Source organism: Streptomyces sp. NPDC101393, assembly GCF_044767385.1.
Lineage (GTDB): Bacteria > Actinomycetota > Actinomycetes > Streptomycetales > Streptomycetaceae > Streptomyces.
The window spans coordinates 454252-472931 of the sequence record NZ_JBIWNU010000007.1 but is presented as its reverse complement, the minus strand read 5'-3'; the positions used below and the strand labels follow the sequence as shown (position 1 = coordinate 472931).

General features: G+C 72.8%; 18 protein-coding genes and 1 riboswitch. Of the genes, 6 read left to right on the top strand and 12 right to left on the bottom strand.

Features of this window, described 5'->3' with window-relative positions:
- Window positions 1-82: 82 nt before the first annotated feature.
- From ribH to ribD, 5 genes are all read right to left on the bottom strand, one after another.
- The gene (gene ribH, locus ACIRQ7_RS24435) at window positions 83-568 is read right to left on the bottom strand and encodes a 6,7-dimethyl-8-ribityllumazine synthase (RefSeq protein WP_401475185.1); all 486 of its coding nucleotides are present in this window, start codon (window positions 566-568) and stop codon (window positions 83-85) included.
- Window positions 569-635: 67 nt separating this feature from the next.
- Window positions 636-1970, bottom strand: coding sequence for a bifunctional 3,4-dihydroxy-2-butanone-4-phosphate synthase/GTP cyclohydrolase II (locus tag ACIRQ7_RS24430; protein ID WP_404264883.1), 1335 nt, complete (start codon window positions 1968-1970; stop codon window positions 636-638).
- The gene (locus ACIRQ7_RS24425; protein WP_401475179.1) at window positions 1967-2620 is read right to left on the bottom strand and encodes a nicotinamide riboside transporter PnuC; all 654 of its coding nucleotides are present in this window, start codon (window positions 2618-2620) and stop codon (window positions 1967-1969) included. Before ACIRQ7_RS24425 ends, ACIRQ7_RS24430 begins: the two co-directional genes overlap by 4 nt.
- Window positions 2617-3234 carry a riboflavin synthase gene (locus ACIRQ7_RS24420; RefSeq protein ID WP_404264882.1) on the bottom strand — a complete coding sequence of 206 codons (618 nt, stop codon included), beginning with the start codon at window positions 3232-3234 and terminating at the stop codon, window positions 2617-2619. Before ACIRQ7_RS24420 ends, ACIRQ7_RS24425 begins: the two co-directional genes overlap by 4 nt.
- A 1-nt stretch (window position 3235) precedes the next feature.
- Window positions 3236-4330, bottom strand: coding sequence for a bifunctional diaminohydroxyphosphoribosylaminopyrimidine deaminase/5-amino-6-(5-phosphoribosylamino)uracil reductase RibD (gene ribD / locus ACIRQ7_RS24415; RefSeq protein ID WP_404264961.1), 1095 nt, complete (start codon window positions 4328-4330; stop codon window positions 3236-3238).
- A gap of 181 nt (window positions 4331-4511) precedes the next feature.
- Window positions 4512-4642: riboswitch (FMN riboswitch) on the bottom strand.
- 175 nt (window positions 4643-4817) lie between these two features.
- Between ribD and ACIRQ7_RS24410 the strand changes: the two genes are divergently transcribed.
- A complete protein-coding gene (locus tag ACIRQ7_RS24410) occupies window positions 4818-5609 on the top strand; it encodes an SDR family oxidoreductase (RefSeq protein ID WP_404264881.1) in 792 nt (263 codons plus the stop codon).
- 45 nt (window positions 5610-5654) lie between these two features.
- Here ACIRQ7_RS24410 and ACIRQ7_RS24405 read toward each other — a convergent pair whose 3' ends face one another.
- Complete coding sequence (locus ACIRQ7_RS24405; RefSeq protein WP_404264880.1) at window positions 5655-6881, bottom strand: ROK family transcriptional regulator; 1227 nt, start codon at window positions 6879-6881, stop codon at window positions 5655-5657.
- A 63-nt stretch (window positions 6882-6944) separates the two neighbouring features.
- Between ACIRQ7_RS24405 and ACIRQ7_RS24400 the strand changes: the two genes are divergently transcribed.
- On the top strand, window positions 6945-8204 hold the full coding sequence (locus ACIRQ7_RS24400; protein ID WP_404264879.1) for an MFS transporter: 1260 nt from the start codon (window positions 6945-6947) through the stop codon (window positions 8202-8204).
- 21 nt (window positions 8205-8225) lie between these two features.
- On the opposite strand, the gene ACIRQ7_RS24395 is transcribed toward ACIRQ7_RS24400, so the two are convergent.
- Window positions 8226-8711 carry an acyl-CoA thioesterase gene (locus ACIRQ7_RS24395; RefSeq protein ID WP_404264878.1) on the bottom strand — a complete coding sequence of 162 codons (486 nt, stop codon included), beginning with the start codon at window positions 8709-8711 and terminating at the stop codon, window positions 8226-8228.
- Window positions 8712-8985: 274 nt separating this feature from the next.
- On the opposite strand from ACIRQ7_RS24395, the gene ACIRQ7_RS24390 reads away from it, so the two are divergent.
- On the top strand, window positions 8986-10362 hold the full coding sequence (locus tag ACIRQ7_RS24390) for a uracil-xanthine permease family protein (RefSeq protein WP_404264877.1): 1377 nt from the start codon (window positions 8986-8988) through the stop codon (window positions 10360-10362).
- A gap of 58 nt (window positions 10363-10420) precedes the next feature.
- Here the strand turns inward: ACIRQ7_RS24390 and ACIRQ7_RS24385 are convergent, their stop codons facing one another.
- Window positions 10421-10873: a phospholipase gene (locus ACIRQ7_RS24385; protein WP_401475158.1), complete on the bottom strand. Its 453-nt coding sequence runs from the start codon at window positions 10871-10873 to the stop codon at window positions 10421-10423.
- A gap of 297 nt (window positions 10874-11170) precedes the next feature.
- Here ACIRQ7_RS24385 and ACIRQ7_RS24380 point away from each other — a divergent pair, with 297 nt between their 5' ends.
- Both ACIRQ7_RS24380 and ACIRQ7_RS24375 read left to right on the top strand, forming a co-directional pair.
- Window positions 11171-11824, top strand: a complete 654-nt coding sequence (locus ACIRQ7_RS24380) for a DUF5995 family protein (RefSeq protein WP_404264960.1) — start codon at window positions 11171-11173, stop codon at window positions 11822-11824.
- Between the two features lie 85 nt (window positions 11825-11909).
- Window positions 11910-12842, top strand: a complete 933-nt coding sequence (locus ACIRQ7_RS24375) for a TIGR03619 family F420-dependent LLM class oxidoreductase (RefSeq protein ID WP_404264876.1) — start codon at window positions 11910-11912, stop codon at window positions 12840-12842.
- Window positions 12843-12921: 79 nt separating this feature from the next.
- On the opposite strand, the gene ACIRQ7_RS24370 is transcribed toward ACIRQ7_RS24375, so the two are convergent.
- From ACIRQ7_RS24370 to ACIRQ7_RS24360, 3 genes are all read right to left on the bottom strand, one after another.
- Window positions 12922-14613 (bottom strand): flavin monoamine oxidase family protein, encoded by a 1692-nt coding sequence (locus ACIRQ7_RS24370; protein WP_404264875.1) that lies wholly within the window; start codon window positions 14611-14613, stop codon window positions 12922-12924.
- Between the two features lie 94 nt (window positions 14614-14707).
- Entirely contained in the window at window positions 14708-15544 is an 837-nt protein-coding gene (locus ACIRQ7_RS24365) for a carbon-nitrogen hydrolase family protein (RefSeq protein WP_404264874.1), read from the bottom strand.
- 413 nt (window positions 15545-15957) lie between these two features.
- Complete coding sequence (locus ACIRQ7_RS24360; RefSeq protein ID WP_404264873.1) at window positions 15958-16623, bottom strand: hypothetical protein; 666 nt, start codon at window positions 16621-16623, stop codon at window positions 15958-15960.
- Between the two features lie 150 nt (window positions 16624-16773).
- Here ACIRQ7_RS24360 and ACIRQ7_RS24355 point away from each other — a divergent pair, with 150 nt between their 5' ends.
- Window positions 16774-17133: a type 1 glutamine amidotransferase domain-containing protein gene (locus tag ACIRQ7_RS24355; RefSeq protein ID WP_404264872.1), complete on the top strand. Its 360-nt coding sequence runs from the start codon at window positions 16774-16776 to the stop codon at window positions 17131-17133.
- 1091 nt (window positions 17134-18224) lie between these two features.
- On the opposite strand, the gene ACIRQ7_RS24350 is transcribed toward ACIRQ7_RS24355, so the two are convergent.
- Complete coding sequence (locus ACIRQ7_RS24350; RefSeq protein ID WP_401475146.1) at window positions 18225-18680, bottom strand: Lrp/AsnC family transcriptional regulator; 456 nt, start codon at window positions 18678-18680, stop codon at window positions 18225-18227.

Here is an 18680-nt window from a genome sequence, read left to right as displayed (position 1 = left end):
TACCCTACGCGGTCGTGCGGTTCCGCTCGCGCCCTCCCCCGCGGTAGGGAGCGGAGCCCGCTCCCTGTCGCGGGGGAGATCGTCAGCGCCAGGGTTCGGCGACGGTACGCAGGGTGGCGGCGGTCGCGACGGCCGCGGTGACCGCTTCGTGGCCCTTGTCCTCGGACGAGCCCTCGATGCCGGCGCGGTCCAGCGCCTGCTGCTCGGTGTCCACGGTCAGCACGCCGAAGCCGACGGGGACGCCGGTGTCCACGGAGACCTGGGTCAGGCCCTGGGTGACGCCCTGGCAGACGTAGTCGAAGTGCGGGGTGCCGCCGCGGATGACGACGCCGAGGGCGACCACCGCGTCATAGCCGCGGCCGGCCAGGACCTTGGCGACGACGGGCAGCTCGAAGGCGCCGGGGACCCGCAGCAGCGTCGGCTCGTCGATGCCCAGCTCGGTCAGGGCGCGCAGCGCGCCGTCCACGAGACCGTCCATCACCTTTTCGTGCCATTGCGCCGCGATGACGGCCACCCGCAGGTCGCCACAGTTCTTCACGGTCAGTTCGGGTGCGCCCTTGCCGCTCACGGTTCTCCTCGTGCTGGTGACGTTGCTGGTCGTTGTCGTGCTGTGCCGCCGCGATCGCGCCTGCGGGCTACTGATTGCCGCAGGTGGTCCCGGCGGCGGGAGGCGCGGCGTCGGCCGCTGCCGGGGTGGAGCCGGGGTCCAGCCAGGGCAGGTCGTGGCCCATCCGGTCCCGCTTGGTGCGCAGGTAGCGCAGGTTGTGTTCGCCGGCCTGGACGGCCATCGGCTCGCGGCCCGTGACGCGCAGGCCGTGCCGCACCAGGGCGGCGGTCTTGTCGGGGTTGTTGGTCATCAGGCGCAGGGAGCGGACGCCCAGGTCCTGGAGCATCTGCGCGCCCGCCGCGTAGTCGCGGGAGTCGGCGGGCAGGCCCAGCTCCAGGTTGGCGTCGAGGGTGTCGCGGCCGCGCTCCTGGAGTTCGTAGGCGCGCAGCTTGGACAGCAGGCCGATGCCGCGCCCTTCGTGGCCGCGCAGGTAGATCACCACGCCCCGGCCGGCTTCGTTGACGCGCTGCAGCGACGCCTGAAGCTGGGGGCCGCAGTCGCAGCGCAGCGAATGGAAGATGTCGCCGGTCAGGCACTCGGAGTGGACCCGCACCAGGACGTCCTCGCCGTCGCCGATCTCGCCGGTGACCAGCGCGATGTGCTCGACGCCGTCGACGGTGGAGCGGTAGCCGTAGGCGGTGAACTCGCCGTGCGCGGTGGGCAGCCGGGTCTCCGCCTCGCGGCGGACGGTGGGCGCGGGCGTCCTGCGGTAGGCGATCAGGTCCTCGATGGAGATGATCGCCAGGCCGTGCTTACGGGCGAACGGCACCAGTTCGGGCAGCCGCAGCATGGTGCCGTCCTCGCCGGCGATCTCGACGATGGCGGCGGCCGGGCGCAGTCCGGCGAGCCGGGCGAGGTCGACGCCGGCCTCGGTGTGGCCGTTGCGGACCAGGACGCCGCCGGTCCGGGCGCGCAGCGGGAAGATGTGGCCGGGCCGGACGAAGTCGCCGGCCACCGACGTGCCGCCGGCCAGCAGCCGCAGGGTGGTGGCGCGGTCGGCGGCGGAGATGCCGGTGCTGACGCCGTGCGCGGCGGTGGCGTCGACGGAGACGGTGAAGGCCGTCCGCATCGATTCGGTGTTGTTCTCGACCATCTGCGGGAGTTCCAGCCGGTCCAGCTCCGCGCCCTCCATCGGGGCGCAGATCAGACCGCGGCACTCGCTCATCATGAAGGCGACGATCTCGGGGGTGGCCATCTCGGCGGCGACGACGAGGTCGCCCTCGTTCTCCCGGTCCTCGTCGTCGACGACGACCACGGGGCGGCCGGCGGCGATATCGGCGATGGCCCGCTCGACCGGGTCGAGTGCCAGATCCTCGGTGCCCTCGGCTTCGTCGGTGGCGTACCAGGTCTGCAGTGCGGTCACGAGAGTGCTCCTTCCAGAACGGGGCGGGCGGCCGCACGCGAGCGCAGCCACCAGTCGCGCATGCCCCACGCGACAAGGACGAGGTAGACGACGTAGACGAAGCCGGAGAACGCCAGTCCGCTGCTGAAGGCGAGCGGGACGCCGACGAGGTCGACCAGCAGCCAGGCGAACCAGAACTCGACCAGCCCGCGGGCCTGGGCGACCATCGCGGCGAGGGTGCCGACGAAGATGTAGGCGTCCGGCCAGGGGTTCCAGGACAGCTGCGGGACGAGGGCGAACAGTCCGCCCACGGCCGCGGTGCCGAGCGCCGTGCCGCCGAGCAGCACACCGCGTTCGCGCCAGGTGGCGAAGCGGACGGCGATGGAGCCGTCCTGCGCCTGCTGCCGGCCGCGCTGCCACTGCCGCCAGCCCCAGACGGCCACGCCGATCACCAGGAGCTGCTTGCCGACGCCGCCGCTGAGGTGGGCGGAGGCGTAGGCGGCGACGAGGATGACGCCGGAGAGGAACTGGGCGGGCCAGGTCCATATGGAGCGCCGCCAGCCGAGGGCCAGGGCGGCCAGGCCGATGGTGTTGCCGACCATGTCGGACCAGATGACGTGCTGTCCGAAGGCCGTGAAGGCCTCTCCGTTCAGCCAGGTCAGGGCGCTCACCGGGTACTCTCCTTCGCTTCCGTGGCGCCGCCGCCGAGCAGCCGCTCCACGTACTTGGCGAGGACGTCGACCTCGAGGTTGACCGGGTCGCCGACCTGCTTGATGCCCAGGGTGGTCAGGGCGAGGGTGGTGGGGATGAGGCTGATGGTGAAGTGGTCGTCCGCGGCGTCGACGACGGTGAGGCTGACGCCGTCGACCGTGATGGAGCCCTTCTCGACGACGTAGCGGGCGAGCGCGCCGGGCAGCGAGACCTTGACGATCTCCCAGTGTTCGCCGGGGATGCGCGCGGCGATGGTGCCGGTGCCGTCGACATGGCCCTGGACGAGGTGTCCGCCGAGCCGGCCGCCCAGCGCCATCGGGCGCTCCAGATTGACCCGCGAGCCGGTGGCCAGCGCGCCGAGGCTGGAGCGGTGCAGGGTCTCGGCCATCACATCCGCGGTGAATTCACCGTCGGCGGTGTCCACGACCGTCAGACAGACGCCGTTGACGGCGATCGAGTCGCCGTGCTTGGCGTCGTCGGTGACGACGGGGCCGCGCAGTCGGAAGCGGGAGCTGTCACCGAGGTTCTCGACGGCGACGACCTCACCCAGTTCTTCGACGATTCCGGTGAACACTTCAGTTCTCCTCGGGGAGGGCGGGGCGGATGGGGGTGGCGGTGATCCGCAGATCGGGGCCGAGGCGCTCGGTGTCGGTCACATCGAGCCGCAACGCCTGGGCGATGGTGGTGATTCCGGCGTCCCCGACGGCGGCAGGGCCCGCACCGAGCAGGACCGGTGCGAGATAGCCGACGACCTTGTCGACGGCGTGCGCGGCGAGGAAGGCCCCGGCGAGCGTGGGGCCGCCTTCGAGGAGTACGGAGCGCACATCGCGCTCGTACAGGGCCTTGAGCAGGCCGGGGATGTGCAGGCCGGGGCCCTCGGCGGCGCGCGGCAGCCGGACGATCGGGGCGAGGCCTTCGAGGTGGGAGGCGTCCGCGTCCTCGGCGACCGCGATGAGGGTGGGCGCGGTGCCGTCCAGGACACGGGCGCCGGGTCTGACGGCGCCGGCCCCGGAGTCGACGACGACCCGCAGCGGCGGGGTGATGTCGTCGTCCGAGAGGCCGCTGATACGGACGCCGAGCTGCGGGTCGTCGGCGCGGGCGGTGCCGGAGCCGACGATGACGGCGTCCGCGGCGGCCCGCAGCCGGTGCACATCGGCACGCGACTGCGGCGAGGAGATCCAGCGGCTGGTGCCGTCGGCGGCGGCGATCCGGCCGTCGAGGGTGGCGGCGTACTTCCACAGGACGAAGGGGCGGCCGCGGAGTACGGAGGTCAGCCAGGCCTCGTTGCCGGCCACCGCCTCGTCGGCGAGCAGTCCGCCCTCGACGTCGACTCCGGCGTCGGCGAGGGTGACGGCGCCGCCGGTCGCGGTCGGGTTGGGGTCGGAGACGGCGTAGACGACACGGGCGATGCCGGCGTCGATGAGCGCCTGGGCGCAGGGGCCGGTGCGGCCGGTGTGGTTGCAGGGCTCCAGGGTGACGAGTGCGGTGCCGCCCCTGGCCCGTTCGCCCGCGGCGCGCAGCGCTTCGATCTCGGCGTGCGGTCCGCCGGCGCGGTGGTGCCAGCCCTCGCCCGCCGTACGGCCTTCGGAGTCCAGGACGACGCAGCCGACCACGGGGTTGGGGCTGGTGTGCCCGATGCCGCGCGCGGCGAGCTCGATGGCTCGGCGCATGGCTGCGGTCTCGGCGGGGGCTGCGGGGGCCACCGGGTCCTCCTGCCTCTCAGGGCACGGACTCCGGGGCTGTCTGGAGACAGAAGCGGAAACAAGGCCACGGGAACACCGGGCCGGAAAGCCGGCTCGCCCGGAAAAAGACCGGACGCGCCGCCGACGGCGGTGTACCGAAGCTCGCCCGCCGCGCACTGCCTCCCATCCGGACTTTCACCGTCGGTGCAGGAATTTCACCTGCTCAACCGGCCGCTGGCTGCGGACGGGTCGCGGACTGTTACCGCCGGTTCGGAATTACACCGACCCCGGAGTGCGCTGCTGCTTTCATGTCAGTACAGCTTCAGTCTGCCATGTCCGGCCGTCGCCCATGCGGGCGAAGCCCTGTGGGCTGCCTCACAGACCTGCGGCGCGTCGGCTGTCACAGCCGCCGCGCGTGATTCGTCATTACCGGGGAAGTACTCGTCCCCTCTCCCACCTCAAGGACTGATCCCTGATGGCGACAATTCTGGTGACCGGCGGCACGGGCACGCTCGGGCGGGCCCTGGTCGACCGGCTGCTCGGCGACGGCCACGACGTGCGGTCGCTGAGCCGACGGCCGCACACCGGCACCGAGCGTCCCGGACTGCGGGTGCACGCCGTGGACCTGCGGGACGGCACCGGCCTCGACGAGGCGGTGTCGGGCGTGGACGCGGTCGTGCACTGCGCCTCGTCGCCCACCGGCGGCGACACGGAGGCCGCGGGGCGGCTCATCGAGGCGATGAGGGCGGCGCGGGTCCCGCATCTGGTCTACATCTCGATCGTCGGCGTGGACCGGGTCCCGTTCGGCTATTACCGCACCAAGCTCGCGGTGGAGCGCACCATCGAGGACTCCGGCCTCGGCTGGACGGTGCTGCGCGCGACGCAGTTCCACAATCTGGTGCTCCAGGTGGTGAAGGCCGGTGCCCGCTCCCCGGTGTTCCCGGTACCGGCAGGGGTGCGGGTGCAGCCGGTCGAGGTCGGTGAAGTGGCGGACCGGCTGGCGGAGTTGGCGGCCGGCGCACCGGCCGGCCGGGTCACCGACCTCGGCGGGCCCGAGATCCACTCGGCCCGCGCGCTGGTGGAGACCACCCTGCGGGCCGGCGGCCGGCGCCGCCTCCTGATGCCGCTGCGGCTGCCGGGCCCGTCGTTCGCGGCGTTCCGGCGGGGCGGCAACCTCACGCCGGAGCACGCCGAGGGGCGGCGTACGTACGCGGAGTTCCTGACAGAGCGGGCGGACGGGGGCGGCCCGGGGGACGGCGAGCGCTGACGCGCGGGGCGGCGGGTCGCGCCGGCCGCCCCCGCCCCGGCGCGCTCAGCCGCCGGCCGGGAAGAGGTCGGCCTGCGCGGCGTCCCTCGCCACCTGGATCGCTCCGTGCAGCACCCCCCGGCCGCCGACGGCGCCCGCGCGCACCTCGGTGGCCAGCGGGGAGATCCGGGCGAGCCGCTCGGTGACACGCCGCGCGAGCGCCGCGCCGCCGGCCCGGCCGATCTCCCCGCCGAGGACCACACAGCCGGGGTCGAGGACGGCGCTGACGGCCGCCACCCCGACGGCGACATGGCCGGCCAGCGCGTCGAGGAAGGCCTCCCCGTCCGGGCGGCCCACGGCGGCCCGGACCAGCGCCTCGGCGGGCGGCGCGTCCCCGTCGTCCGCGGCGGCCGTGACCTCGGCGGACGCCGCGAAGGCGTGATCCGCCGCCAGCCGTACGATCGCCGCCGAACCGGCCAGCGAATGGAAGCCGCCGTCGCAGCCTTTGGCGGAGGGCAGCGCGGCGGTGCCGGGGACCGGCAGGAAGCCGATCTCGCCGGCCCCGCCCGAGGCGCCGCGGCGCAGCCGGCCGTCCAGGACGACGGCGGCGCCGGTGCCGTGTCCCAGCCACAGCAGGACGAAGGTGTCGCGGTCGCGGGCGGCGCCGTCGCGCTGTTCGGCGAGGGCGGCGAGGTTGGCCTCGTTCTCGATCAGCACCGGTACCGCGATCCGCTCCCGCAGCGCGGCGATCGCGTGGGTGTGCCAGGTGGGGATCCAGTCGGTGCCGCCGAGCCGGCCGGTGGCCGGGTCGATCAGGCCGGGGGCGCCGACGGCGATGGTGTGCGGCCGGTCCACGCCCGCCGTCGCGAGGGTGTCGTCCAGGGCGCCGAGGGCGGCGTCGACGGCCTGCTCGCGGGTGTCGTCCGGGCGGACGGGGACGGTGCGTTCGGCGCGTACCCGGCCGAGGAGGTCGGCGACGGCGACGGTGGCGCTGTGGGTCCGCAGATCGAGGCCGACGAGATGGGCCCGGTCGGCGACGATGCCGTAGAGCCGGGCGTTGGGCCCGCGCCGCTGTGCGCCGCTTTCGCCGACGACGGTGATCAGGCCCGCGCTCTGCAGGCGTTCGACGAGATCCGCGACGGTCGGCCGGGACAGGCCGGTCAGGGCCTTGAGCTGAGTTGCCGTCAAGTGCCCTTCGGACTGCAGGAGTTGCAGAGCCAGCCGGTCGTTGATCTGTCGTGCGGTGCTCGGGGAGGCGGTGCGCCCTGCGGCCGCCGCGCGCTGTGCATGCATGGCGGGATCCTTCCAGACCGAAATCCTCTTATTAACAGGCAGGGTTCCTGATAGTTTACCGCCATGGCTGGCAACGGCGTCCCCGACGCCACTCCGTTCCCCCGGTCCGCCCCTCTCCCCCCGCCCTCCCGCTCCTCCCGCGAACTGCGCCGCGCGCGCTGGTCGGTGGCCGCGGTGTTCCTCGTCCACGGCGCGGTGACCGGCAACTTCGCCACCCGCGTCCCCTGGATCCAGGAACACACCGCCATCACCCCCGGCCAGCTCGGCCTCGCCCTCGCCTTCCCGGCCATCGGCGCCTCCCTGGCCATGCCGCTGGCCGGCCGGATCAGCCATCGCTTCGGCGCCCGCACCGCGTTGCGCGGCCTGCTCGCGCTCTGGACCCTCGCGCTGATCCTGCCCGCGCTCTCCCCGAGCCTGTACGTGCTGTGCCCGGCGCTGTTGCTCTACGGCGCGAGCGCCGGCATGTCCGACGTCGCGATGAACGCGCTGGGAGTGGAGACCGAGAACCGGCTCGACAAGCCGATCATGTCGGGGCTGCACGGTATGTGGAGCGTGGGCGCCCTGCTCGGCTCGGCGGCCGGCACCGTCGCCGCGCACGCCGGGACGGATGCCCGGCTCCATCTCGGCGGCGCCGCCGTCATCCTCACCCTCCTGGGCGTGCTCGCCTGCCAGGGGGTACTCGATCTGCGCAGCACCCCCGAGGAACACCCGCCGCCGCGCTTCACGCTGCCGCCGAAGTCGGCGCTGATCATCGGCGCGGTCGGGTTCTGCGCGGTCTTCGCCGAGGGCGCGAGCCTGGACTGGTCCGCCGTCTATCTCCGCGACGTACTGGACACCGACGCGGGCCTGGCAGCCGCCTCGACCACCGCGTTCGCCTGCACCATGGCCGCCGCCCGGCTGGCCGGCGACAAGGTGGTGGCCCGCTTCGGTGCGGTGCGTACGGTCCGGGCCGGCGGGGTGCTGGCCACGGTCGGCGGCGTACTGATCGTGACCGCGCGGCACCCCGCGATGGCGATGGGCGGCTTCGCCCTGGTGGGCCTGGGGATCGCGGTCGTCGTGCCACTGGCCTTCGCGGCGGCCGGGCGCAGCGGACCGGCGCCCAGCCAGGCGATCGCCGGCGTCGCCACCATCACCTACGCCTCCGGACTGATCGCGCCCTCCGCGATCGGCGGGATCGCGGAGGCGACCTCGCTGACGGTGTCCTTCGTGATGGTCACAGCGCTGGCCTTCGGCCTGATCGTGGGCGCGCGGGTGCTGCGGGTGCCGGGGAGTACGGCAGCGGCCTCCCCCGCGGCGCGGCCCACCGGCCTCGAACGCTCCTGACGCCCGGCGGCCCGGCCGCCGTCAGGCCGCGGCTTGCGCCGTGTCCGCCCCCTCCGGGCGCAGCAGTTCCGCGGCGACGGCGCGGGCGCGGTCCGACCACGGGGTGGGGCGCAACGCCTGGGGATCGACGCGGACCAGGACGCGGTGGCCTTGGGCGTAGGTCACCTCGCCGTCGGCGGAGCACAGCCGGAAGCCGTAGGTGAGGCCGGTGCGGCCGAGGCGTTCGACCCACAGGTGCGCGGCGTGGCGGCCGGGCGCGGTGACGGGGCGTTCGTAGGAGACCCGCATCTCCTTGATGACGTTGCACATGTCGCCGGCGGCGGCCCAGTCGCCGTCGAAGGTGAAGCCCTTGCCGTGCCAGTACTCGGCCCAGGCGCGCTCGACGAGCAGCGGGTAGCGGGAGTTGTGGAGCATGCCGAGCGCGTCGAGGTCGTCGAAGTGGACGGTGACGGGGACCAGTTGTCCGTACGGGACGGCGTGGTCGGTCTGGAGGGGTTCGACGCTCACGGGTGATGCTCCTGGAGTTTCTTGGTGCGGTTGCTGCTGCCGTGGGGGCGGAGGGAGGGTTCCGATGGGGCGCCCGGTGCCCCTGGTGCGGGTCGGAGCCATCGTAAGCGGATGCTTAGAATGCTTCCGCCGCCGGGAGGGGTGACCGGGACCATGCATTCCGGTACACGGCATACCGGGATCAAGTGGACTTGCCCCGCACTACCATTGCCCGGTCATCGGCCTCGGCCGTACGCCATCGGTTTTCGCAGTGCGAAGAAGAAGTGGAGCAGTCATGGGCCTCGGTGTGCGCTGGACCGTGCACGGCGACGGGCGCAACCCGGCCCCTGGAGCGGTCGTCCGGCCGGACGAGCGGCTGTCGTGGCCACGGACCGCGGGGCTCGGCGCGCAGCACGTCGTCGCGATGTTCGGCGCGAGCTTCGTCGCCCCGGTGCTGATGGGGCTCGACCCCAACCTCGCGATCATGATGTCCGGCGTCGCGACGGTGATCTTCCTGCTGGCCACCCGCGGCCGGGTGCCCTCCTATCTGGGCTGTTCGCTCTCCTTCGTCGGTGTCGCCGCCGTCATCCGGGCACAGGGGGGCACCAGCGCCACCGTCACCGGCGCGGTGCTGGTCGTCGGCGCCGCGCTCTTCCTCGTCGGGCTGGCCGTCCAGCGGTTCGGTGCGCGGATCATTCACGCCGCGATGCCGCCGGTGGTCACCGGCGCCGTGGTGATGCTGATCGGCTTCAACCTGGCGCCCGTGACCGCGCGTACGTACTGGCCGCAGGACCAGTGGGTCGCGCTGCTGACGATGCTGGTCACCGCGCTCGGCGTGGTCTGCCTGCGCGGATTCTGGTCCCGGATCGCGATCTTCCTGGGGCTGGTCTTCGGCTACGCGGTCTCGTTCGTCTTCGACCGGGTCTTCGGGCAGATCCACTCGGTGAACGGCGCGGGCAAGCTGACCGACCACTGGCGGCTGGACTTCTCGGCGGTCGGCCCGGCGGACTGGATCGGGCTGCCGTCCTTCCACGGGCCCACCTTCGAATGGTCGGCGGTCCTCGTCGCGCTGCCCGTCGTCATCGCGCTGGTCGCGGAGAACGCGGGACACGTCAAGGCCGTGGGGGAGATGACCGGCGACCCGCTGGACGACAAGCTCGGCACCGCGATCTCCGCCGACGGCGCCGCCTCGGTCCTGTCGACCGCGCTCGGCGGCCCGCCCAACACCACCTACTCCGAGAACATCGGCGTGATGGCGGCGACCCGGGTCTACTCCACCGCGGCCTACTGGGCGGCGGCCGGCTTCGCCCTTCTGTTCGGCCTGTGCCCGAAGTTCGGGGCGATCGTGGCCGCGATCCCCGGCGGGGTACTGGGCGGGATCACCGTCATCCTGTACGGCATGATCGGCCTGCTCGGTGCGCAGATCTGGGTGCACAACAAGGTGGACCTGCGCAATCCGCTCAACCTCGTGCCGGCGGCCGCCGGCATCATCATCGGCATCGGCGGCGTCAGCCTGAAGATCAGCGACAACTTCGAGCTGAGCGGCATCGCCCTGGGCACGATCGTCGTCCTTGCCGGCTACCACCTCCTGCGCGCGCTGGCCCCTGCCCACCTCAAGTCCGGTGCGCCGCTGCTGGACGAGGGCACCTCGTCGTACGACGACAAGGGATGAGCGCGGGGCGCGGCACCGTGCCCCGCACCCCGCGCCCAGGAGAATCCGGGCCCCCGGCTCAGCCGAGTTTCTTGACCGCCTGGTAATACGTCCAGGCCAGGCCGGTGCAGGCGGCCTTCTGCGCACCTGCGTAGCGGCCGCAGACCCGTTTCAGATCTTCGTACAGCGCGCTGTCCAACCGCGGCTTGTTGGCATCAAATGTTCCCGCGTCCTTGTAGTTGCGGTAACCGAAGTCATGCCGCGCACAGGAGATCTGGAACGGGAATCCGAAGGGATTGTCGGGCGACTTGGAGCAATAGTCGGTCGACCAGTCGAATCCGTAGGCCGACCAATTCGACTGATTGCCGCGCGCTGCGACCCAGTTGGTGTAGCTGCTCGTGCTCGTCTGGGTCCAGCTCGACAGGACCCTGGGCTTGTCCGCGGGTGCGGCCTGGGCGGGGGCGGCCGCGACAAATAGCGCGGACATGCCAAGGAGAGGGGCGGAAAGGGCTGCGGCAAGTCTTCGGGACATGCGCCAACCTCCGGAATTCGGCACCGCGTTGGATGCGGTGACTCCTGGAACGCCGAGATGATGTGGTGCTGAATGATCGTCGCCAGCTCTTCGAGGCCGACCGGAAAGCCACAAGAGGGCGCGCCGGTTATTACCCCGTTCCGGTCATCGCCACACGACAAACCCCGATATCCGCCCGCTGGATGTCACGCTGAGCCGATGACGACGATTGCGCAGCGCGGCCGCCACGGCCCGCAGGACACATCCGGGGATTCCTGCGGGCCGCCCGCCGAAGGCCCGCGGCCCCCGGCGGGCGGGGTGGCGGAGGTGCTGGCCCGGATGCGGGCGCTGGAGTCCGCGCTGCCCGCCGACGACGGGGTGGCCGTCTTCAACCGCGTCTATCTGACCGTCACCGAATCGGTGGCCCGGCACCTCGGCGACGGCGGGTTCGAGGACCCGGGCACCGCCGGAGAGCTGGACATCCGTTTCGCGCGGCGCTACTTCGGCGCGGTGGACGCCGCGGCCGCCGGCCTGCGCACACCGGCCTGCTGGCGGCCGCTGTTCCAGCTCAGGCGCCATCCCGGCGTCCATCCGCTGCAGTTCGCGCTGGCCGGGATCAACGCGCACATCGGGCACGACCTCGCCCTTGCGGTGCTCGACACCTGCCGGGTTCTGGACTGCGAACCGCACGCCCTGGAAGGGGACTTCGAGCGGGTCGGGGAGGTGCTCGGCGGGCTGGAGGAGCGGATCAGGGAGAGCCTGATGCCGGGCCCCGACGTACTGGACATCGCCGATCCGCTCACCCATCTCGTCGGCTCCTGGAGCCTGGACATGGCCAGGGAAGGGGCCTGGGCCGCGGCCCGGATGCTGTGGGGAGCGCGCCGGCTGCCGGAGGTGGCCGAGGAGTTCACCGAGCGGCTGGACGCGAGCGTCGGTCTGGTGGGCCGCTGCCTGCTGACCCCCCTGAACTGAAGGGCCGGGCCCGCCGCCCCTCGCCGCCACCACTCCCCCGGCAGCCTCGTTCCGCTTCGCCGCGGACGACCGTAGGGTGCCCTCCATGACGCTACGGCTCGGACTGGGGCTGCCCCAGATGGCGCAGTACGACCCACGGCACGATGTGCCGGACGTGGCGCGAGCCGCGGAGCAGACCGGCTTCGACAGCGTCTGGGTCTTCGAGCGGACGGTGTTCCCACAGCGGCCGCTGGACGGCCTGTTCGGGGTCCGGGACGCGCCCTGGCCCGACCATTACCACGCCTGCGCCGACCCGTTGGTCACGCTCTCCTTCGCCGCCGCGGTCACCGAACGGGTGCGGTTGGGCAGCAGCGTGCTGGTCTCCGGACTGCATGCGCCGTTCCCCCTGGCCAGGACGCTGGCGACACTCGACGCCGCGAGCGGCGGCCGGTTGCTGGCGGGCCTGGGCACCGGCTGGTCGCGGGACGAGTACCGCGCGGCCGGGGTCACCGCGTTCGCCCGCCGCGGGGACCAGCTGGACGAGCTGCTGGATGTCTGCGCGGCGGTCTGGGGCGCCGACCCGGTGGCGTACCGGGGCGCCTACACCGAGATCGCGCCCGCCTCGGTCGGCCCCAAACCGGCCCGCCCCGTCCCGGTCTATCTGGCCGCGACCGGCGGCCGGGCGCTGGAGCGGGTCGCGCGACGGGCCGACGGCTGGCTGCCCGCCCACCTGACGGGAGAGCAACTCACGCCGCTGCTCGGCACGTTGAGGTCGGCGGTGGAGCGGCACGGCCGGGACCCGAAGGCCGTCGACGTCTCGCTGCGGGTCGGCGTCGAGCTGACCGGAGCTCCGCTGCCGCGGGCCGGGCGCCGCCCGTACTCCGGCAGTCATGACCAGGTCGTCGAGGACCTGGCCGGGGCCGCGGAAGCCGGGGCCCGGGAGGTGCTGCTGGATCTCCAGGTGCACTGCCGGGACGGCAAGGAGCTGGCCGACCGGGCCGCCGAACTGCACGCCGGGGTACGCGCGGCCGGGCTGTGACCGCGGGGCGGCGCGCCCATGGCCCGCCGCCCCGCTCCCCCGGGCTCGCTCCCCCGCCCCGTCGCGTCGTCCCGCCCGGTCAGTCCTCCGGCAGCTCGACCGGCGCGATCTCGTCGTATACGTCACCGGGGCCCGGGTTGGCCCGGTCGGTGCCGCCGCCGAAGTGGTGCATCACGCCCCACACCGCGTTGAGCGCGGTCTGCACGGCGCCCTCGGCCCAGCCCGCCGTCCAGGAGATGTCATCGCCCGCGAGGAAGATGCCGCGCTTGTCCTCGGGGAGACGGTCCTGCATGAAGTGGGTGAACAGCCGCCGCTGATAGCGATAGTGACCGGGCAGGTTCGCCTTGAACGCGCCCATGAAGTAGGGCTCGTTCTCCCAGGAGACGGTGACGGGGTTGCCGATGATGTGGCCCCGGATGTCGACCTTCGGATAGATCTCGGACAGCGACTTCAGCATGACCTCCATCCGCTCGTTGGCGTCCAGCGGCAGCCACTTCAGACTGTCGTCGCACCACGTGTAGGAGAGGCAGATGACGGCCGGCTGGTCCGGCCCGTTGTCCAGGAGGTAGGTACCGCGGGTCATCCGGTCGGTGAGCGTCATGCTCATCACGTCCCGGCCGGTCTCCTCGTCGGTGTCCAGCCAGAAGGGCCGGTCGACGGGCACGAACAGCTTGGACGACTCCATGTAGTGGGTGCGCTCCATCGCCGTCCAGTGGTCGATGGGGAACAGCGCGTCGTCGCAGGCGATCTTCGACAGCAGCATCCAGGACTGCGCGGTGAACACCGCCGCCTCGTAGGTGCGGATGTCGCCGTCGGCGTCGGTCACCGTGATGCGGTTGCCCGCGGTGCGGTTCAGCCGGGTCACGGCCGGACGCGGCGCGCCGTCGTGCAGCGTGGACAGCGAGGTGCCCATCGCCCAGTGGACGATCTTCGCCGGCTCGCGCTCCCACAGGCGCAGCGGCAGCTGCTGGCTGCCGCCGACGATGCCGCGGTGGTGGTCGTCGGCCTCGGTGTAGACGACCCGCAGGATCTCCAGGATGGAGTTGGGGAAGTCGGTGTCCCAGCCGCCGGTGCCGAAGCCGACCTGGCCGAAGATCTCCCGGTGCCGGAAGGAGGTGAAAGCGGACGAGTCGCAGAGGAAGCCGTAGAAGGTCTGGTTGTCGAGCTTCTCAACGAGCCGGCCCCAGATCTCCCGGATGCGCGGCACGTCCCGCTCGCGCAGCGCCTGGTTCATGTCGGAGAAGTCGGCGCCCTCCTCCAGGCAGGAGTTCCATGCGTGCATGACGTCGCGGTAGACCTGCGGCAGGTCGTCGACGGAGGTGGCGTAGTGGGACTCGCCCTTGAGGTCGACGACCGTCGAGGGCGTCTCGGGCGCCAGCGGGTTGGGGAACGGCGTGGTGTGCAGCCCCACGAGGTCGATGTAGTGCGCCAGGGCGGTGGACGACGGCGGGAAGCGCATCGCGCCCATCTCGGCCGTCAGGGAGGGGTCGCAGCCGTCGAAGCCGACGGTGCGCAGCCGGCCGCCTATCCGGTCCGCCTCGTAGACGACGGGCTTGAGGCCCATCTTCATCAGCTCGTAGGCGGTGATGATCCCCGAGAGGCCGCCGCCGATGACCGCGACCTCCTTGCCGTGCTCGGTCGCCGGGACCTGGCCCAGGCCCGCCGGGTGGGCGAGGAAGTCGTCGTAGGCGTACGGGAAGTCCGGGCCGAACATGGTGATCGGCGGCTGGGCATCCGCGTGGTGGGCTGCGGTGGGCACCGTGGACGTCATCGGGGACGGACTCCTTGCGGGCAGGTCTGAGGGGGGCGGCGGTGTGCGGGTACGAAAGAGGGCGGGGCGGGGTGCGGCGGTCGCCGCGGGAGCCTCAGCCGAGGGAGCCGTACAGCTCCGGGCGCCGGTCGGCGAGATAGGGGTTGCCGGCCCGCGACTCCTTGAGGAAGCCGGGGTCGACCGCGGCCTGGACCAGCTGCTCACCGCGGCCGGCGCGGGCACGGACCACGCCGTCCGGGCCGGCCAGGCAGCTGAGCCCGACGAACTCGAACTCGCCCTCCACGCCGACCCGGTTGACGTACGCGACATACATCTGGTTCTCGAAGGCGCGCACCGGGATGACGGTCTCGGCGACGAACTGGAAGGGGTGCATCTGCGCGGTGGGCACCACCAGAAGGTCGGTGCCGGCCAGCGCGTGCGCCCGGACGTTCTCCGGGAATTCCACGTCGTAGCAGATCAGCAGGCCGATCCGGACGCCGTCCAGCTCCGCCTGGACGACCGGCTGGTCCCCCGGCGTGAAGAAGTCGCGCTCGAAGCAGCCGAACAGATGCGTCTTGCGGTAGTTCGCCAGCCGGGCGCCGTCCGGCCCGATGAGCTGCGCGGAGTTGTACACCGGGGCGGCGGTGTCCCGACCGCGGGCGTCGCCCTCGTCGTCCGCGGCGGCCCGCTCGGGGTAGCCGTAGAGGACGGCGATGCCGTTCGCGGCGGCGATCCGGCCGATGGCCCGCGCGCTGTCGCCGTCGGCGGTCTCGGCGAGCCGGTGGACGTCGGCGCCGATGGCGTAGCCGGTCAGGAACAGCTCGGGGCAGAGGAGCAGACCGGCGCCGGTCGAGGCCGCCTCGCGCGCCGCCTCGTCCAGCACCCGCAGATTGTGCGCGACGTCGCCGGGCCGTCCCGAACTCTGGAGCAGGGCGGTGTGCAGCGGCGACATGGGACCCCTCGGCGGGACGGTTACGGCGGGACGCATTGACGGTACGGTCCGCCGCGGATCCGGGACAAGGCGCCACCGTTGCGTCCCGGTGGACGATTCATTGCGCGTTCACGCGTCACCACGGCGATTCGTTGCGCGGGGGCATCGGGCCAGGTGAGCAGGGGGCGGGGTGGGCGCCGCGCGGGGGCGCGGGCGTCCTGCGGGGAGGGAGCGGAGCGGGCGGCGGACGCTCACCCGGTGCTGTCGGTCCGCTACCACCCGGCGTCAGAAGGCCGGGCCGGCCGGCAGGCGCGGCGCACGGCCTGACGGGGCCCGCCGGCCGCCCGGATGCGGGAGGGGAGTCCGGAATCCGGGCGGCGGGCGGGGAGCGCGGGACCGGGAAGGGGGAGGGTGCGTGGTCCCGCGCCGGCGCGCTAGCTCACACGCTCGATGCGGGCGTTGCGGATGAGGAACTTGCCTTCCTCCCGCACCTGCTCGAACGCCGCGTTGTTGAGCAGCGCGCAGCTACCGGATGTCGAGGTCACCGACACCGTCGTCGACTTGTCGTTGTCCAGGTTGGTCACCTTCAGTTGGGTACCGACGGGGAACTCGTCGCTGGATGCGGCCGGTGCGCCGCCCTCCCCGGAGAGCGTCACGGTCGATCCCGGGCAGACGACGTCACCGGCCGGCTGGGCCGGGTCGGAGGACGCGGGCGGTGGTGCGGACGCGGAGGACGCCGGCGGCTCGGCGGACCCGGGTGCGCTCGCGCCGGCCGAGGCGTCCCCGCCCCCGGCACCGGCAGCGGCCCCGCCGTCGGAACCGGCACCGGCGCCAGAACAGCCCGCTTCCTTCTGCTGGACTCCGATCTGCTTGATCACCGCCTCGCGGTTGGCGATCCGCGCCGCCGACTGGGCATCGGGGGCGGCCCGTTGCGCGGCGATGAACTTCTGGTTGTTGCTCAGGGCGGTGGCCAGTCCGTCACAGGCCGCCGACGCATGGCCGGTGCCCGCCATGGTGAAGGCGACGCCGCCGGCCACCATGGCACCACTGACGCAGAGGGCGATCTTCCCGCCCTTGCCGACTTTTCTCTTCCGGGACATGCGCGACTCCTGTCGTCGAGCGCGAACCCGGCGCGGGTTCGACCTGCTGACCGGTACGTCGGCCGAACTGAGCCCCGTTCAGGGCGGTTTCGAATTTGTCCGCTGATGCCAAAACCGCTGCGCGACGAGGCCGTCCGGCATCATGACGGCATGCGTGTGCTGATCCCCCTCCCCGACCGCGACTTCGACATCACCGAGGTCGCGGTCCCCTGGCGGCTGCTCACCGACGCCGGCCACCGGGTCACCTTCACCACCGAGCGTGCCGGCACCCGGCCCGCGGGCGATCCGAAGCTGCTGACCGGCGCCCTGTTCGGCCGGCTAGGCGCCGCCACTGAGCCGAAGCGCTGCTACGACGCGCTGAGGCGCAGCACGGAGTTCGCCGCGACGGTGAGCTGGGCCGAGCTGGTCCCGGACGCCTTCGACGGACGGATCCTGCCGGGCGGGCACGCGCCGGGAATGCGCCGGTACCTGGGCTCGCAGGTCCTGCGGCGGCAGGTGGGCAGATTCTGAGCCCTGGAGCGGCCGGTCGGCGCGATCTGCCACGGCGTCCTGGTGGCGGCGCGGACCCGTACGGCTTCCGCTGGCCCCGGTGCCGCAGCGCCGGGAGCCGACGAGGGCACCGCGGGCAACCGCAGTGTGCCGGCGGACGACCTGCCTGCCGACGTACATGGAACGCTCCGCCTACCTGGCCACCGCCTGGCGCCCCGGCCGCTACTACCGCACCTGTCCGGCGTACGTCGAGGACGAGGTCAAGGCCGCTCTTGACGATCCGGCCGCACAGTTCGTCCGGGGACCCAGGACGCTCACCGCCCGCGGCACGGCGGCCGACGACACCCCGGCGTTCGTCGTGCGGGACGGCACCTACCTCTCGGCCGGTGGCCGGGGGACGCCTATCTCTTCGGCCGCCGGTTCGGGGAGATGCTGGAGGCCTCCGCCGGCCCGCGGCGCTGATCCACCGGGCCGGGTACGGCCGGATCCCGGCAGCCGGGGCCGGGCCGCGGACTGCCCCGCCCCTCGACGAATTCGTCAGCCGCGCACGTGAACTGGCCCGCCTGCGCACGCTGTTGAGGTCCACCCGCTGCTGCCCCTGGTCGGCCCCGGCGGGTCGGCAAGACGCGGCTCGCGCTGGAGCCGGCGAGCCGGGTGCGCACCGGCCGCCAGGGACGCGCCCAGTGGGTCGAGCCGGCCTCGCTCCGTGACGGTGAGCTGCTGCCGCAGGCCGTCGCGGCGGCTCTGGGGGCCGGTGAGCGCAGGGGCCGGGAGGGGGTCGAGGCACTCGTCCACGCGCTGGGCGTCCGAAGAGCTCCCGGCTGTGGGTCGTGGGCATCGCCACCCACGGCGACCTCGTCCCGGCCCTCACCCGCTTCTCGGACACGCGCTAGGTGTATTGACCTGGAGCGTCGTCACACTCCCGTCGTTTGCCCGAAGGGCAGGCCTTGCGGCGTCCGGTGCGTGTGAGCGCAAGGCGGAGGCCGTCCCGGTACTGGGCATACCGGGGCGACCCCGAGAACGCGGCGAGCACGCGTGCCAGGCATGCCAGGCGTCGCAAGGCTGAGGGCACCTCCCGGCGTCAGCCAGGGGAGGGAGTGTGACGACACGCCCTAGCGCGGCGCCCCCGAGCCGAACCGCCGCAGCAGGGGGGAGAGCACGAGTACCGACTTCGTCCGCTCGACGAAGGGCTCGCCCGCTATCCGTTCCAGCACCCGCTCGAAGTGCCGCATGTCGGCGGCGAAGACCTGGACGATGGCGTCCGCCTCACCGGTGACGGTGGAGGCGGACGCCACTTCCGGGTAGCGCGACAGGCCGCGGTGGATCGCCTCGGGTGAGGTGTTGCGGCTGCAGTAGAGCTCGATGAACCCCTCGGTCTCCCAACCGAGGGCCGCCGGATCGACCCGTACGGTGAATCCGGTGATGGCACCGTCCGCGCGCAGCCGGTCCACCCGGCGCTTGACCGCCGGGGCCGACAGGCCGACCTCCTGGCCGATGTCGGCAAAGCTGCGGCGCGCGTCCTCGGCAAGGGCGTGGACGATGCGTTCGTCGAGATCGTTCAGTCGCAC